The sequence below is a fragment of the Bradyrhizobium sp. 26S5 genome, from assembly GCF_036923295.1.
GTDB lineage: Bacteria > Pseudomonadota > Alphaproteobacteria > Rhizobiales > Xanthobacteraceae > Bradyrhizobium > Bradyrhizobium septentrionale.
In genome coordinates this window covers 7,857,649-7,872,534 of record NZ_CP145948.1, presented here as the reverse complement: position 1 = coordinate 7,872,534, position 14,886 = coordinate 7,857,649, and the positions used below count along the sequence as shown (strand labels likewise).

16 protein-coding genes are annotated in these 14,886 nt (G+C 64.5%); 8 read left to right on the top strand and 8 right to left on the bottom strand.

Features of this window, described 5'->3' with window-relative positions:
• Nucleotides 1-56 precede the first annotated feature (56 nt).
• Nucleotides 57-563, top strand: a complete 507-nt coding sequence (locus V5279_RS37135) for an HPP family protein (RefSeq protein ID WP_338691890.1) — start codon at nt 57-59, stop codon at nt 561-563.
• 6 nt (nt 564-569) lie between these two features.
• Here the strand turns inward: V5279_RS37135 and V5279_RS37130 are convergent, their stop codons facing one another.
• Nucleotides 570-2,315: an ABC transporter ATP-binding protein/permease gene (locus tag V5279_RS37130; RefSeq protein ID WP_338691889.1), complete on the bottom strand. Its 1,746-nt coding sequence runs from the start codon at nt 2,313-2,315 to the stop codon at nt 570-572.
• A gap of 309 nt (nt 2,316-2,624) precedes the next feature.
• Between V5279_RS37130 and V5279_RS37125 the strand changes: the two genes are divergently transcribed.
• Both V5279_RS37125 and V5279_RS37120 read left to right on the top strand, forming a co-directional pair.
• Entirely contained in the window at nt 2,625-4,295 is a 1,671-nt protein-coding gene (locus tag V5279_RS37125) for an L-lactate permease (RefSeq protein WP_338691888.1), read from the top strand.
• Nucleotides 4,296-4,447: 152 nt separating this feature from the next.
• Nucleotides 4,448-4,864, top strand: coding sequence for an META domain-containing protein (locus tag V5279_RS37120; RefSeq protein WP_338691887.1), 417 nt, complete (start codon nt 4,448-4,450; stop codon nt 4,862-4,864).
• A gap of 37 nt (nt 4,865-4,901) precedes the next feature.
• Here the strand turns inward: V5279_RS37120 and V5279_RS37115 are convergent, their stop codons facing one another.
• Nucleotides 4,902-5,540, bottom strand: a complete 639-nt coding sequence (locus V5279_RS37115; protein ID WP_338691886.1) for a hypothetical protein — start codon at nt 5,538-5,540, stop codon at nt 4,902-4,904.
• Nucleotides 5,541-5,791: 251 nt separating this feature from the next.
• Between V5279_RS37115 and V5279_RS37110 the strand changes: the two genes are divergently transcribed.
• Nucleotides 5,792-6,370 carry a bifunctional transcriptional activator/DNA repair enzyme AdaA gene (locus tag V5279_RS37110; protein ID WP_338701606.1) on the top strand — a complete coding sequence of 193 codons (579 nt, stop codon included), beginning with the start codon at nt 5,792-5,794 and terminating at the stop codon, nt 6,368-6,370.
• 18 nt (nt 6,371-6,388) lie between these two features.
• On the top strand, nt 6,389-6,856 hold the full coding sequence (locus V5279_RS37105; RefSeq protein ID WP_338691885.1) for a PaaI family thioesterase: 468 nt from the start codon (nt 6,389-6,391) through the stop codon (nt 6,854-6,856).
• Between the two features lie 208 nt (nt 6,857-7,064).
• Here V5279_RS37105 and V5279_RS37100 read toward each other — a convergent pair whose 3' ends face one another.
• Complete coding sequence (locus V5279_RS37100; RefSeq protein WP_338691884.1) at nt 7,065-7,712, bottom strand: ester cyclase; 648 nt, start codon at nt 7,710-7,712, stop codon at nt 7,065-7,067.
• Between the two features lie 128 nt (nt 7,713-7,840).
• Between V5279_RS37100 and V5279_RS37095 the strand changes: the two genes are divergently transcribed.
• A complete protein-coding gene (locus tag V5279_RS37095; protein WP_338691883.1) occupies nt 7,841-8,038 on the top strand; it encodes a hypothetical protein in 198 nt (65 codons plus the stop codon).
• A 120-nt stretch (nt 8,039-8,158) separates the two neighbouring features.
• Here V5279_RS37095 and V5279_RS37090 read toward each other — a convergent pair whose 3' ends face one another.
• Nucleotides 8,159-9,361, bottom strand: coding sequence for a hypothetical protein (locus V5279_RS37090; protein ID WP_338691882.1), 1,203 nt, complete (start codon nt 9,359-9,361; stop codon nt 8,159-8,161).
• A 127-nt stretch (nt 9,362-9,488) separates the two neighbouring features.
• Nucleotides 9,489-9,965 (bottom strand): MarR family winged helix-turn-helix transcriptional regulator, encoded by a 477-nt coding sequence (locus V5279_RS37085; protein WP_338691881.1) that lies wholly within the window; start codon nt 9,963-9,965, stop codon nt 9,489-9,491.
• Nucleotides 9,966-10,061: 96 nt separating this feature from the next.
• On the opposite strand from V5279_RS37085, the gene V5279_RS37080 reads away from it, so the two are divergent.
• Nucleotides 10,062-10,430 (top strand): antibiotic biosynthesis monooxygenase family protein, encoded by a 369-nt coding sequence (locus V5279_RS37080; RefSeq protein WP_338691880.1) that lies wholly within the window; start codon nt 10,062-10,064, stop codon nt 10,428-10,430.
• Between the two features lie 232 nt (nt 10,431-10,662).
• Here V5279_RS37080 and groL read toward each other — a convergent pair whose 3' ends face one another.
• Nucleotides 10,663-12,309, bottom strand: coding sequence for a chaperonin GroEL (gene groL / locus V5279_RS37075; RefSeq protein ID WP_338691879.1), 1,647 nt, complete (start codon nt 12,307-12,309; stop codon nt 10,663-10,665).
• A gap of 163 nt (nt 12,310-12,472) precedes the next feature.
• Complete coding sequence (locus tag V5279_RS37070; protein WP_018269780.1) at nt 12,473-12,769, bottom strand: co-chaperone GroES; 297 nt, start codon at nt 12,767-12,769, stop codon at nt 12,473-12,475.
• A gap of 318 nt (nt 12,770-13,087) precedes the next feature.
• Between V5279_RS37070 and V5279_RS37065 the strand changes: the two genes are divergently transcribed.
• Nucleotides 13,088-13,606 carry a hypothetical protein gene (locus V5279_RS37065; protein WP_338691878.1) on the top strand — a complete coding sequence of 173 codons (519 nt, stop codon included), beginning with the start codon at nt 13,088-13,090 and terminating at the stop codon, nt 13,604-13,606.
• Nucleotides 13,607-14,179: 573 nt separating this feature from the next.
• Here V5279_RS37065 and V5279_RS37060 read toward each other — a convergent pair.
• Nucleotides 14,180-14,695, bottom strand: coding sequence for a hypothetical protein (locus V5279_RS37060; protein ID WP_338691877.1), 516 nt, complete (start codon nt 14,693-14,695; stop codon nt 14,180-14,182).
• Between the last annotated feature and the right edge of the window lie 191 nt (nt 14,696-14,886).

The window sequence follows — 14,886 nt, the reverse complement described above, 5'->3', positions numbered from 1 at the left end:
GAGATCGCGGGGCGGCAGAGTAATCTGCCGCCCCTTTGTTTTTGTGGGCAGGGCTCATGGCATCGGACCGGACCGCGGTGAAGGCATTGATGCGGGTGGGGCGGCGCGACCTGCTTGCGGGCGCGGTGGCGGGCCTCGGCGGCGCGATCGCGATCGGCACGATGGAGTGGTTCTCCGTTGCGGCCGGATATCCGCTGGGCGTGATCCCGTTCGCAACCTCGATCGTGCTGGTGGTGGGATCGCCGGAGGCCGAGCCGGCCCAGCCGCGCGCCCTGATCGGTGGACACCTGGTGTCCGCACTGGCCGGCTTTGCGGTGCTGTGCCTGACCGGGCCGCATGCCTGGGCGGCCGCCGCCGCGGTCGGGGTTGCAATCCTGGTGATGGTCGTGACCGACACCTTCCACCCGCCGGCGGGAATCAGTCCGCTCCTGATCGTCTCCGGCAATTTGCCGTGGGCGTTCCTGCTCGCACCGGTGCTCGCCGGCGTCCTGATGCTGGCGGCCTTCGCCTATGGCTGGCACCGCTGGGTCAGCCGCAGGCCGTGGCCGCGGCTGAGCCAGTAGTCCCCGCTACGACGCGGCGACCTTGACCGTGTCACGCAAGCTGAAGCGGTCGCCATCGCGGACCAGCGTGACGTTGCGCTCATGGAAGGCGCCGAGCGTCGAGCGGTGGCCGATCGAAACCACGGTGGTGTTGGGCAGCTTCTCGGCGATCAGCCTGTACAGCGCGGCTTCCGACGGCTCGTCGAGCGAGGCCGTCGCCTCGTCGAGGAACAGGAATTGCGGCGCATGCAACAGCGCCCGCGCGATGCCGAGGCGCTGCTGCTCGCCGAGCGACAGCATCCGGTTCCAGTGCGCCTCTTCCTCGAGCCGCGCCGCGAGCTGAGGCAGTCCGACCGCGGTGAGGACGTCGCGAACCCGGCCCGCCTCGAATTGCGTGGCCTCGCCCGGATAGACGACGGCGTCATGCAGCGACCCGATCGGCAGATAGGGACGCTGCGGCAGCATCATCAGGCTGGCATTGGCCGGGATCTCGACCGCGCCGTTGCCGAATGGCCAGATGCCGGCCACGGCACGGAACAGCGTCGACTTGCCGGCGCCGGAGGGGCCGGTCACCAGTGTCCGCTCGCCGGGACGGAAGCTGAAATGCTCGGCCGCGACCAGCGGCGTACCGTTCGGCAGCTTGACCAAGAGCTGCGGCAGCGCGATCTCGCCGCCGGCCGCGGGCTTTTCGTGAATCGCGGCAGGATCGTCGGCCAGCTTTTCTGCGGCCGCGATCGCGTTCTCGAAGCCGTCGAGACGGGCGACGGTCGCGCGCCACTCCGCCAAGGTGCGGTAGGCCGAGACAAAGAACGAGAGCGAGTCCTGCACCTTGCCGAAGGCCTCGGCGATCTGGATGAGGGAACCGAGCTGCACCGTCTTGCTGACGAAATAGGCCGGGCCCGCCAGCGCGAAGGGAAACACCACCGACGCCTGCGCATAGCTTTGTGTGAAGGCGGTGATCCGCTTGGTGCGGCTCATGATGCCATACCAGTTGGCGACGACGCGGCCGAACCGATCCAGCAGCCGTCCGCGCTCGGCGCCTTCGCCCTTGAGCAGCGCGATCTGCTCGGAGTTTTCGCGCACCCGCACCAGGTTGAAGCGGAAGTCCGCTTCCAGCCGCTGCTGGTTGAAATCGAGACCGACCAGCGGCGAACCGATCCATTGCGTCAGCATGGTGCCGAAGATGGCGTAGACCAAGGCGGCCCAGACCAGGTAGCCGGGAATCGAGAGATCGATGCCGAACAGGGTCAGGGGCAGCAGTTCCGAGAGCCCCCAGAGGATGATCACGAAGGAGGCAAGCGAAACCACCGCGTTCAACAGGCCAAGGCCCAGCGCCAGCGTCTGGGCGACGAACAGCTTGACGTCGTCGGTGATGCGCTGGTCGGGGTTGTCGGCCGCATCGTTGGCGAGCTGCATGCGGTAGTGGTTGGCGTCATGCACCCAGTCGCGCAGATATTTACTGGTCATCCATTTGCGCCAGCGGATCTGCAGCCACTGATTCAGGTAGAGCTGGTAGACGCCGAGGGCCACCGAGACGGCTGCGATCGCACAGAACACCAGCATTTCGCGCTTGAACGTGTCCCAGTCCTTGTTCTGCAGCGCGGTGTAGAAGCGGTTGCGCCACTGGTTGATCAGCACGTCCATGAGGACTGACGACAGCTCGATCGCGACGACCGCGCCAAGCAGTATGCGGCCGGCCCATTTGTCCTCGGATTTGAAAAAGGGCGATGCGATGCGCCACACCGTCGCGAGTGTCGAGCGAATGTTGTTCACAGATTATCGTCTCCGGGGAAGGGGGCCGCAAAGGCCTGAAGAATCGGGACAATCGGAGTGGACATCGACTAAAGTCGTAAGCCTGGCATGCAAGCGTTGGCTTGTCCCGGCGAGCGAGTCAACCCTAGCATGGCAGTCAACGGCGAGGGGCGGGGGACCTTCGATTTTCGCGAGGATGTGAGCGATCCTTACCGATCGTTCATTCGCGAGCCGGGGCTTCAAGTTTTGTAGACGGACTCCCGCAATCGCACCAGCGCCCGGCCTGCTGGCAGGCCGGCGCGCTGCATAAGAACATGGGGAGGACCCGAGATGAATACCTGGAATCAAATCTACAATCCGCTGGGTAATGCGGCACTGTCGACGATCGCGGCCGCCATTCCCGTCGTCACGCTGCTGATCCTGATCGCCAGCGGAAAGGTGAAGGCGCATATCGCTGCCATCATTGCGGTCATCCTGACCAATCTGATTGCGATCTTCATCTTCACGATGCCGGCCAACATGTCGATCCGCGCCTCGGTGCTCGGCATCGTCTCCGGCTTCTTCCCGATCGGCTGGATCGTTCTCAACGTCATCTTCCTGTACCAGCTCACGGTTGCAACCGGCCAGTTCGAGCTGTTGAAGCGCGCGGTCGGCGGCGTCACCGAGGACCGCCGCCTGCAATTGCTGCTGATCGCGTTTTCGTTCGGCGCCTTCTTCGAGGGGGCATCGGGATTCGGCACCCCGGTCGCGATCACCGGTTCGGTGCTGATCGGGCTCGGCTTCTCACCGCTCGCGGCCTCCGGCCTGTCGCTGATCGCCAACACCGCCCCGGTTGCCTATGGCGCACTCGGCACGCCGATCCAGGGTCTCGCCTCGGTCACCGGGCTCGATCCCTACATCCTCGGCGCGATGGTCGGCCGGCAGCTGCCGCTGTTCTCGCTGATCGTGCCGTTCTGGGTGGTGTGGGCATTCGCGGGCTGGCGCGGCATGAAGGAGGTCTGGCCAGCGATCCTGGTCACCGGCGTCTCCTTCGCGGTCCCGCAATTTGTGATCTCGAACTACATCAACCCCTGGATCGTCGACATCGGCGCCTCGCTGATTTCGATGGGCGCGCTGATCCTGTTCCTCAAGATCTGGCAGCCGAAGCAGCTCTGGCTGTCGCCGGCGCTGCGCGGGCGCGATGAATCGGCGGCGACGATGACCGCACCGAAGCCGATGGACAAGACGCCGCTCACCAACCGCGAGCTCTGGACCGCATTGCTGCCGTGGATCATCGTCTGCATCGTGATGCTGATCTGGGGCAACGGCGCCTTCAAGACCTGGGCGAACTCGATCTTCACGGTGAACTATCCGATCCCCGAGCTCGACAAGATGATCAACAAGATGCCGCCGGTGGCGGCCAAGCCGACCCCGGAAGGCGCCGTGTTCGGCTTCACCTATCTGTCGTTCACCGGCACCGGCATGCTCATCGCCGCGATCATTTCCGGGTTCCTGGCGGGCTTTTCGCCACTACGGATGATCGCCGATTATGGCCGCACCATCAAACTGTGCGCGATATCGCTGATCACGATCTCGGCGATGCTGGCGATCGGCACGCTGACCAGGCTGTCGGGGGTCGACGCCACGCTCGGTCTCGCCTTCGCGGCGACCGGCGTGCTCTATCCCTTCTTCGGCACCTTGCTCGGCTGGTTGGGCGTGGCGCTGACCGGATCGGATACCGCCTCGAACATCCTGTTCGGCAATCTGCAGAAGATCACCTCCGAGCAGCTCGGCCTGTCGCCGATCCTGATGGCAGCGGCGAACTCCTCGGGCGGCGTGATGGGCAAGATGATCGACGCGCAATCGATCGTCGTCGCCTCGACCGCGACCAACTGGTACGGCCACGAGGGCTCGATCCTGCGCTACGTGTTCCTGCACTCGATCGTGCTGGCGTGCCTGGTCGGCCTGTTCGTGACCCTGCAGGCCTATGTCTATCCGTTCACGGCGATGGTTTTGAAATAGCATCGCGACGCGTCGTCGGACCAGAGATCCCCGCGGGCGGCGAGCCCGCGGGGATTTTGCGTTTCAAGCGCTTTTTCTGGCGCCGCCATTCTGGTCAATCGCAGCCTCGTCCCATACAAGGGCGGCGTTGCGCGGGTATTTCGAGGACTGGCATGATGTCGATGAAACGGATTCTGAATGGCGGCATCGCCGCGTTGGCGCTGCTTGCCGCGGCTGTCGTCGCGGTTCCGGCCGAGGCTCAGGAGGAATTCCCGTTCGGCTTCGTGATGACGCTCGATGCCGCGCGCATGCCGGGCTCCAAGCGAATCCCCTCGATCGAGGTCGGCGACAATGGCGAGGTGATCCTCGAGCTGTGGTGCGACGGCGGCAAGGGCCAGTTCTCGGTAGCCGGCAACACCATCGTCTTCGTTCCCGGCGCGATGGAGAACCGCAGCTGCGCGCCGGAGCGGGCGCAGGCCGACAAGGATCTGCTCGCAGCACTCGGCGATATGACGACCTGGCGCCGGCAGGGTGATCAGGTCACGTTCATCGGCAGCAAGTCGCTGCGTTTCGTGATCAACAGTAACTGATGGCGGCGTAACGCGCTGGCGCGTCGAGCGCACCCGCTCAGGGCGTCGCGATCAATCCGCTGGCGGTGGCGACGATCCAGCGGTTGCCCCAGCGTACGATGGAATCGACCCGTCCCAGTCCGGGGACGACGTCGCCGCGCGCGGCCATCTTGACACCCTCCGGCCCTTCGAGCACGGCGGTGCCGTCGCGAACCTCCACCACTGACCAGCCGGGGATGGTGCTTGGCCGCGTCTCGGGTGCTGCCGGAAGCGGCTGCTTCGGCCCGAGCGCCATGGCCTGCGCGCTCAACGTCGTGGGCGCGGCACCGAGCACCTGCGGGCGCGGATTGGCAACGGATTTGGGAATGCTGCCGGTGACGGCGGGGTCCGCGTTGGACGCGGTCCGCCGCGGGCTCTCGATTCTCCCCTCGATCTTGGGGCTCGGCCGCGTCTCCGCGACGTGGGGGACAGGCGCTTCCTTCTGAGCCACCGAGACCGGGGCGGGCGCCGCAAAGTCGTGCCAGTTGGCGCCGCCGGTCCAGCCCAGCACGAAGCTTGCGGCAAGGGCCGTGGCTGCCAGCAGCGCGGTGCCGATGCGATCGGCGAATGGCTCCCGCAGCAGCAGGGCGGCGTCGTGGTTCTCGTTGGAGACGTCCCAGAGGTCCGCCGTCTGCGCCGGCGAATGACCCTCCGTCACATCTGTTGGCCAGATGCTCGCAGCACTGATCGGCTCGCGGTCTTGCATGGCGTGACCTGTGTTCGGTGACGCAAAGGATGATCCCCGAAACTAAATCGAGCCTTAATTTTCAGTGACCGAACTGCGGCAGCACGAAGTCTTTTGGTCGCAGTCCCCGTAAAAGTGCGGGGCTCAGGACGCAGCGGTCGTTTCCGGACGTCGTCTCCGCAAACCGGGTCGTCGCGGCGTGCGTGCGCGGCTATAGCGATCGCATGCTCGATTTCGCCGCACAATATGCCGCCTTTCAGCGCCGCGACCCGGCCTGGGACGGCATCGTGTTCGTCGCGGTCAAGACCACCGGCGTGTATTGCCGCCCGGTCTGCCGGGCGCGCACGCCGCTGGCGCGCAATGTGAAATTCTATGGCAGCGCCGCGTCGGCGGAGCGCGCCGGCTTCCGGCCCTGCCTGCGCTGCCGTCCCGAGGCGGCGCCGTTCTGTCCGGCGTGGAGGGGCACTCGGACGACGGTCGAGCGCGCGCTGGCGCTGATCGAAGAGGGCGCACTCGATCGCGGCGATGTCGCGGCGCTGGCCGACCGGCTCGGCATCGGCACGCGGCATCTGTCGCGGCTGTTTGCCGAGCATCTCGATGCCTCGCCGCTGCAAATCGCGTTGTCGCTGCGCGTGCAGCGCGCCAAGCGCCTGATCGATGGCAGCGATCTTCCGCTCTCTCTGGTGGCGCAGCGCGCCGGCTTCTCCAGTGCAAGGCGCATGAACGCTGCGTTCGCAAGGCTCTACGGCCGCTCGCCCGCCTCGCTGCGAGGCAAGCGGCAGCCACGCGTCTTGATGCAATAACCTCGATGGAGATCAGCAATGGCCAAGAGCTACGGCACCGTCAGTGCGGAACGCAAAGCGCAGATGAGCGGCCTCGAATTCGTCCAGGGGCTCGCCTCCGGCGCGCTACCGCTCAACACCATCGCGCAGACCCTCGGCTATGACGTCGCCGAGGCCGAGCGCGGCCGCGTCGTGGTCACGCTAGAGCCGACGGACGCGCATCTCAATCCGGCCGGCACCGTGCATGGCGGGCTCACCGCCACGCTGCTCGACAGTTGCATGGGGCTTGCGGTGCAGTCGACGCTCGACGCCGGCACGAGCCAGACCACGCTCGAATTCAAGATCTCGCTGGTGCGTCCGATCACGCCGGACACCGGCGCGATCCGGGCGGAAGGCCGGGTGCTCAATTGCGGCCGCCGCATCGGCACCGCCGAGGGCAGGGTCACCGACACCAAGGGACGGTTGCTTGCACATGGCACGACGACGTGCCTGATCTTCCCGTCGTAGAGCAACGCTGTTCGCGCGGAGAGGCTGCGCCGGCCTGCATCTGTAGATGCGATACCGGCGCAGCAACATTGGAACGTGTCCAGCGAGGCACCGACTTAGAGACCTTCAATTTCACTGAACCGATCGATTGGCTTACCCGAACGCTATGGGAATAGCGTTCGGGTAGCCAGGATGCGATCGTCGACGAAGCCACGCCGCACAGCCGTGCTCAGCGCGGTCCCTCCGGATATCCCGGCATGTTGTTCCATCCGGCAGGCAACTCGCCGCCGGGCCGCGTCGCTGTGCCATTGTGTTCAGGCAAGCGAATGAGGCCGAGCTGAAACATGGCGGTCAGCGCATCTTCCTGCCCGAGCTCTTCGGCGATCCGTCCCTCGCGCACGCGCAGCACGGTCGTGCCGGCGAACGTCATCTTGCGGCCCGAGGCTGCGGGCAGCGAGCCGAGGCGGAAGTCGCTGAACGCCGGTCCGGTGTGGGTGCCGCCACCTTCCCAGCGACCGACGACGAGGTCGCCTTCCGCGATGAGATCGCCGACGCCCCAGAAATTGAGATCCGGAAAGGCTTCGCGAAACTCGGTCATGAATTTCGTGACCGCGGCGCGGCCGCGCTTCGGCTCGTGCATCGGGTAGTGCACGACAATGTCTGATGTGGCGAGCTCGTTGATGATGCGCGGATTCCAGGGATTGCCCCAGAATTCCTTGAACCACCGGCCTACCACGTTCTTGTTTTCCTCTGACATCGGATCGTCTCCATTTGCGCGTTGCCGGTATCGCGACCGGCGCTGTCTCGATGCGCGCAATAAGCATTCGAAGACGCGTGTCGTGCCACCCGATTCCAGATCGGGCGTGCGCTCGGACATCGAGCGAGATTCCGCTGTGTCGGCATGGTGCTTGGCGCAGATTCTTGTGCGTCGTCGCTCAATCGGGAAACGGGTGGTCCGCAAAACGCGAACGCGAAATCATCGTCTCAAATACAATGGATAACATCATGCGCAATTTTGATGCGATCGCCGCGCTGCGCGGCGACGGACTTCGTCCCGAACTGCGGGCGCTACTCGATCGCGTTGCGATCGAGCCTCGCTCTGAACTGTTCGTCAGAAGCGACGGGATGCTTCAGTCCGGTCCGGACGCCACGCCCAAAGCGGCGCGCGACAATGTCGTGCCGCTGAAGAGCAGGGCGGCTTGAATCACCAGAGCATGATCCGGGAAAGTGTGTAGCGGTTTTCCGAAGAGATCATGCTCAAATCAAAGACCTGGAACGGGATGACGACTCGAAGAAAAGTCATCCCGGTCTAGCGCGCCGGCGTTAGCGCCACACCGACTTGTCGGCGTCCCAGCGCTGGCCCCGAAATTCCTTGATCAGGGCGTCGATCGCGCCGTTGTCGTCCTTCGGCTCGCTGCCTTCCTCGTCGCTGCCGCTGGAATCGTCTGAAAGATTGAGCTTGGCGCCGCTGCTGTCGTCTGATGTCGAGACGGTCGGCGTCGAGACCCACAGCATCAGCTTGTCCGAGCTGCCGGGCTTGTCGGGCGAGACGAGGGCGGTGACCTCGTAGTTCTGGATCAGGCCAAGCGCCGGATAGACCGCGCTCGGCCGCTTCAGCACCAGCTTCAGCTTGCCGGTATTCGCGTTCCATGTGGCGGAGGCAGGCTTCGCAGCAAGCGTCTTCGCCAGAACGCCGGCGACGGCGGAGGCGAGCTTGTCCTTGTTGATCTTGTCACCGTCGCGCCAGTCGGCGGCGGCAAAGCGGATCGTGCGGTCCATCTCGAACGCGCCGCTGGTCCAGCCGGCTGCGGTCACGCCGGGCGTGCTTTTGGCCTTGGCGAGCAGCGCGCTTGCGCGCTCGGGATCGACGGTGAGGTTGATGGTCTGCTCGCCGGCGCGGATCTCGTCGCAGGTCACCGCGAGGCTGGAGGTGCCGATCTCGACCGCCTCGCCCTTCAGGCTCTTCAGGAATTCGGCCGCCGCATCCAGCTTTACCCGCACGCCGATCGATTCCGGCGAGACGTCGGTGAAATCCTTTGGCTGCGGCGTGATGTCGTCCTGGCTGGCCTGGCTGTCCTGGAATTCCTTCTCGCTGAGATCGGAATTGTCCGTCGAGGCGACCTCGGTCACGGCCTGGCCGATCGTGATCTGGCCGCGGAACTCGAAATCGTCGCCGGTCTGCTTGCGGGTCAGCTTGACGGTGACCGGCTGCTTGTCGGCGATGCTCTGGCTGGTGCCGGCGAGGGTCTGGCCGCTGACGGCGAGGTTGGCGATGAAGCGGTCCTTGCGGTCGGAGCCCTTCTCGACGGGATAGCAGACGTCGAGCACGGCCGCGGTCACGGTCTTGCCCTGGCGGGTTTCCTTCAGGATGACGTCGGCATTGCCGTCCATCAGGCCGATGATCGAGTTGAAGTAGCGCGTCTCGGGGCCGCCGCCTGGCGCCGCCTTGGGCTGCAGCTTCATCTGGGCGAGAGCGGGCGCCGAGACGACGGCAAGACCGAGCAGCAGGAGCGGGAGCGCGCGCATACGATAAGTCCTCGAAGGGCAGAATCGGTTCCGTCGTAACTAGCAAACCTGTGTGTCATTGGCCAAAAAGAAGGCCGCCTAACGGCGGCCTGAGAGCGTTTTCATGCGAAGCGGGTACCGGTGCGCGTCATACGCGTGCACCGGGCTCCTCACTGCTTTCCAGCCTGCCGCGCAGCGCGGTCACGACGCGGCTCACGGTTTCGATGTCCTTTGTCGAGAGACCGTCGGCGAGGCCGTTTACCCAGGGCAGTTGCAGGCGCATGGCCGCGTCGAAGGCCTGCTGTCCCTTGCCGGTCAGCACCACGAGCTGGGCGCGGCGGTGATGCGGGTTGGTCTCGAAGGTGACGAGCCCGTCCCGCTGGAGGTCGTTGACGATCCGCTGCACGTTCTGTCTGGCAGCGCCGAGGTCGCGCGCCAGCCACGCCACCGGTTGCGGGCGTTCGGCGGCGATGATGGCGCCGAGGATCTGCCAGCGCGCGCTGGTCAGCCCGAGCCCGGCCACCAGCCGGTCGCCGGCAGTGAACAGCAGGCTGTTGAGCCTGAACAGGTCGAGAATCAGGTTGCTCAGGGCCTCGCCGGCCGGGGTGCGCTTGGTCTGCGGCATTTGTCACCATAAGAGTATATTGACATCATGATGTCAATATTGATATGTATCCATCGTAACGGAATGACATCATAGCACCATATCACGGAGCCAGCCATGCCGCAGATGCGCCCCCTCGACCCCGCATTCCCGATCGACCGCCAGCTCGCGGTCGATGCCACCGCCGTCGTGCTCGTCAACCTCTTCACGCTCGATGCTGCCGACGAGGACACGTTCCTCAAGGCGTGGCAGGACGACGCCGTCATCATGAAGCGGCAGCCCGGATTCATCTCGACCCAGCTGCACCGCGCGCTCGGCGACAGCCCGGCCTATCTGAATTACGCGGTCTGGGAATCGACCGCGGCTTTTCGGGCTGCCTTCGCCAATCCCGAGTTCAGGGCCAAGCTCTCGGCCTATCCGGCGTCCGCGGTGGCGTCGCCGCATCTGTTCCGGAAGGTGGCGGTGCCGGGCGTCTGCGTCGCGTAGGCGCACGGTGAGGTTGGCTCGATGCTGGGCTCCCTCTCCCGCTTGCGGGGGAGGGTGGGGTGGGGGTCTTACCGCGAGTCATATTGCGGTGAGAGCCCCCACCCGGATCGCATCTTGCGATGCGATCCGACCTCCCCCGCAAGCGGGAGAGGTGAGGGAGGCTGCTGCCTCTGACAAAAAGAAGGCCGCCCGGAGGCGGCCTTCGATCTCGATATTGATGCGCTGACCGGGCTCAGAAGCCGCCCATGCCACCCATTCCACCCATGCCGCCGACGCCCGGCATCGCCGGCGCAGCGTCCTTGGGCAGTTCGGCGACCATGGCTTCGGTGGTCACCAGCAGGCCGGCCACCGAGGAGGCGTCCTGCAGCGCGGTGCGCACCACCTTGGCGGGGTCGATGATGCCCTTGTCGACCATGTCGACATAGTCCTCGGTCTGGGCGTCGAAGCCGAAGGTCTCCGACTTGTTCTCGAGGATCTTGCCGACCACGATCGAGCCCTCGACGCCGGCATTCTCCGAGATCTGGCGGACCGGAGCTTCCAGCGCCTTGAGCACGATGTTGATGCCGGCCTGGACGTCGGCATTGGCGTTGGTGAGACGGCCGACCGCCTTCTTGGCGCGCAGCAGCGCGACGCCGCCGCCGGGCACGATGCCTTCCTGCACCGCGGCGCGGGTCGCGTTCAGCGCGTCCTCGACACGGTCCTTCTTCTCCTTGACCTCGATCTCGGTCGCACCGCCGACCTTGATCACCGCAACGCCGCCGGCGAGCTTGGCAAGGCGCTCCTGCAGCTTCTCTCGGTCGTAGTCCGAGGTGGTCTCCTCGATCTGCGCCTTGATCTGGCCGACGCGGGCGTCGATGTCCTTCTTCTTGCCGGCGCCCTTGACGATCGTGGTGTTCTCCTTGTCGATCACGATCTTGCCGGCGCGGCCGAGCATGTTCACCGTGACGTTTTCGAGCTTCATGCCGAGGTCATCGGAGATCAACTGACCGCCGGTCAGGATCGCGATGTCCTCCAGCATCGCCTTGCGGCGATCGCCGAAGCCCGGCGCCTTGACGGCAGCGACCTTGAGCCCGCCGCGCAGGCGGTTGACCACCAGCGTCGCCAGCGCCTCGCCCTCGACGTCTTCGGCGAGGATCAGGAGCGGACGGCCCGACTGCACCACGGCTTCCAGCACCGGCAGCATCGACTGCAGACCGGTCAGCTTCTTCTCGTGCAGCAGGATGTAGGCATCCTCGAGCTCGGCGGTCATCTTCTCGGCGTTGGTGATGAAGTAGGGCGAGAGATAGCCGCGATCGAACTTCATGCCCTCGACGATGTCGACCTCGGTATCGAGCGACTTGTTCTCCTCGACGGTGATCACGCCCTCATTGCCGACCTTCTGCATCGCCTGCGCGATCATCTTGCCGATCGCGGCGTCGCCATTGGCCGAGATGGTGCCGACCTGGGCGACTTCGGAGGAGGAGGCGACCGGCTTGGCACGCTTCTCGATGTCCTTGATCACGGCGGCGACCGCGGTGTCGATGCCGCGCTTCAGGTCCATCGGGTTCATGCCGGCGGCGACCGACTTGGCGCCCTCGCGGACGATGGCCTGCGCCAGCACGGTTGCGGTGGTGGTGCCGTCACCGGCGGTGTCGTTGGTCTTGGAAGCGACCTCGCGCAGCATCTGCGCGCCCATGTTCTCGAACTTGTCGTCGAGCTCGATATCCTTGGCGACGGTGACGCCGTCCTTGGTGATGCGGGGCGCGCCGAAGCTTTTCTCGATGACGACGTTGCGGCCCTTCGGGCCGAGCGTCACCTTCACGGCGTTGGCGAGCACGTCGACGCCGCGCAGCATGCGCTCGCGGGCGTCTCCGGCGAATTTTACGTCCTTGGCAGCCATTGTTTTCAACTCCTGGAAAGCCGTCATCCCTTGCATAACGGCTTTGCCGTTATTGCTCGATGAGCGGGCCTTGGCCTGCGTCTCGAAGGATGAGTTTGTGGATGTTCACCCTTCGAGACGGCAGCTTCGCTGCCTCCTCAGGGTGACGGAAAAAGAGGTGGGCTTAAGCCAGCACGCCCATGATGTCGGACTCCTTCATGATCAGGAGCTCCTGGTTGTCGAGCTTGACCTCGGTGCCCGACCATTTGCCGAACAGCACGCGGTCGCCGACCTTGAGGTCGATCGGGATCAGCTTGCCGGCCTCGTCGCGGCCACCCGGGCCGACGGCGACGATCTCGCCCTGGGACGGCTTTTCCTTGGCCGAGTCCGGAATGATGATGCCACCCTTGGACTTCTCCTCGGCATCGATACGCTTGACCACGACGCGGTCATGCAGTGGGCGGAAGGTGGATTTAGCCATGACTTTCCCTCTTGGAGGCTCGGTTTCAGGTCCGGTTCATCGAGACCGGCGTTGAATGCCGGCCCGGTCGGCGCCAGGCAGGACGCCCGGCGCATTTAGCAATCGTGGTGCGAGAGTGCCAATTGCGGGCCGGGAAATATGGCTTGGCGGGTTTTCTGTCAAGCAAAGTGGTTAAGGCCTTGGTGAGGCCAATATAGGATGGTGGACCGGAAACCAAATCGTAGCGATGACGTAATTTTGTCAGACGTCGTTGCTCCGCCTTAAGTTTTACGCTTGGCTGCAGGACGGGTGCGGCCGGGACATAGTCGGGGGATGCATATGATCAGGTCACTCAACGCGCGATTGGTCGCACGATTCGCGGCTGTCTCGGCGCTGACGGCACTCTTGGGGGCGTGCAGCAGCTTCAGCCTGCCGTCGTTGTCGTCGAACCCCGAGCCGGCGCCCTCCGAACCCGGGGTGGCCCCGGAAATGCCTGCGTCGATCCGCCCCGATGAGATCGTCGGCCGCTGGGGTCTCGCCTCGTTCCAGAATCCCGCCGACCGCGCCCGCACCGAGGCCGCGGCGCGCGGCCAGTGCAAGCAGCCTTACGTGATCGGCGCCGGCCAGAACGGCGGCGTCATCATGCATCTGGCCGACCAGGCCACCCCGCAGGAACTGCGGCTGAAGGGTTCCCCCGGCGGCAAGAACTATATCGGCCCGCCAGGACCTGTGCCCGGCGAACAGGACCGCGAGATCATCTCGTTCGACGGCCGGGTCTTGATCACCCGCTTCGTCGACAAGGACGCCGCCACCCGCTACGGCAACATGGTCTACGTCCGCTGCGCGCCACGGGCGTAACGGCGGGGCATCCGTTTTATCTCCGGCTAGCGCCACATCGGCAGTCCGCCTCTCCCCTTGTGGGAGAGGCCGGATTGCATCGCCAGATGCAATCCGGGTGAGGGGTCTCTCTCCGCGAATCCAACTCTGTCATTTGAACTCGTGGAGACAGACCCCTCATCCGGCGCCATAGCCGATGCGAAGCATCGGCGTTCTACGAGACGGCGGCCGGAAGGCCACCTATGCCACCTTCTCCCACAAGGGGAGAAGGGAAGGTTGTCGTCATTGCGAGGAGCGAGGCGACGAAGCAATCCATGCCGCCGCGATAGATTGCTTTGAGTCGCGAGCCCCCAATCAGCACTTGCCTATGGGATTACGCCCTTAGACAAATGGCCCCGACGATATCCACGTCGGGGCCATTCGAGATCATCGGCCACGGGTACATCCGCCGGACCATCCGATCATAAGCGTCGCTGATCACGGTACTTGGTCAGGGCTGGATGTGGCAATCGCTCCATCGAGGTAATCACATTCCGTGCGAAAGCGGCTCGCGGCCAGCTCGCGCTTGCGCCAACCAGAACGCGGCCGGATGCATCAGTTTGTCTTTGCAATCCGATACGTGCCCTTCTTGTGGCCAATGACCTGACCGATGCCTTCGAAATTGCTCTTAAGAGGCTCGATGGAAATGATGAGTTCGGCTTGGAGCCCTTCGAATTTGCCGGTCCCGCCGGTTATGTTGCACTTGTTGGGTTGCCCCGGCAGGAAATCGCATTGTTCGAATGTTTGATCGCCGTCCTTGTCGACGTAAGTACAGAACCCGCGGACTTCGACGGTCTTCGCCGATGTATCTCTGAGCCGACTAAACTGGCATCGTCCACCCATGTTATTGAGCACCGGGTTTCCCGCGTCGTTCATTGCTGCCATCGCTTGGTTCAGCAGGTCAAACTCTCTACCGCCGCCGATCGGCATCGGCTTTGGTGGCGGGATTGGTGTCGCAGTAAATGTCACCGAGACGGGCCCTTCCGGTGGCATGCTCTGAGCCTGGGCGTTGCCAGCCGTGAGAACAGCAGCAATCGAGGACAACGCGACAAGTACGTGAGTAATTGACATTGTTCCCTCCCATAATGGCGTTTGAGAACTAATTGCGTCGAGCGATAACTTGATTGGCAAACGAACCGCTTGCAGTAAATTGCAGGCGCTCCTGTTCGTGGAGCACGCAGCGGAACGTACAACCCTGCATTGCTCCATACAAGTTGACGAATTCGACCAATTGACGCAGATGGGTCAGCGTCGTTGACGAA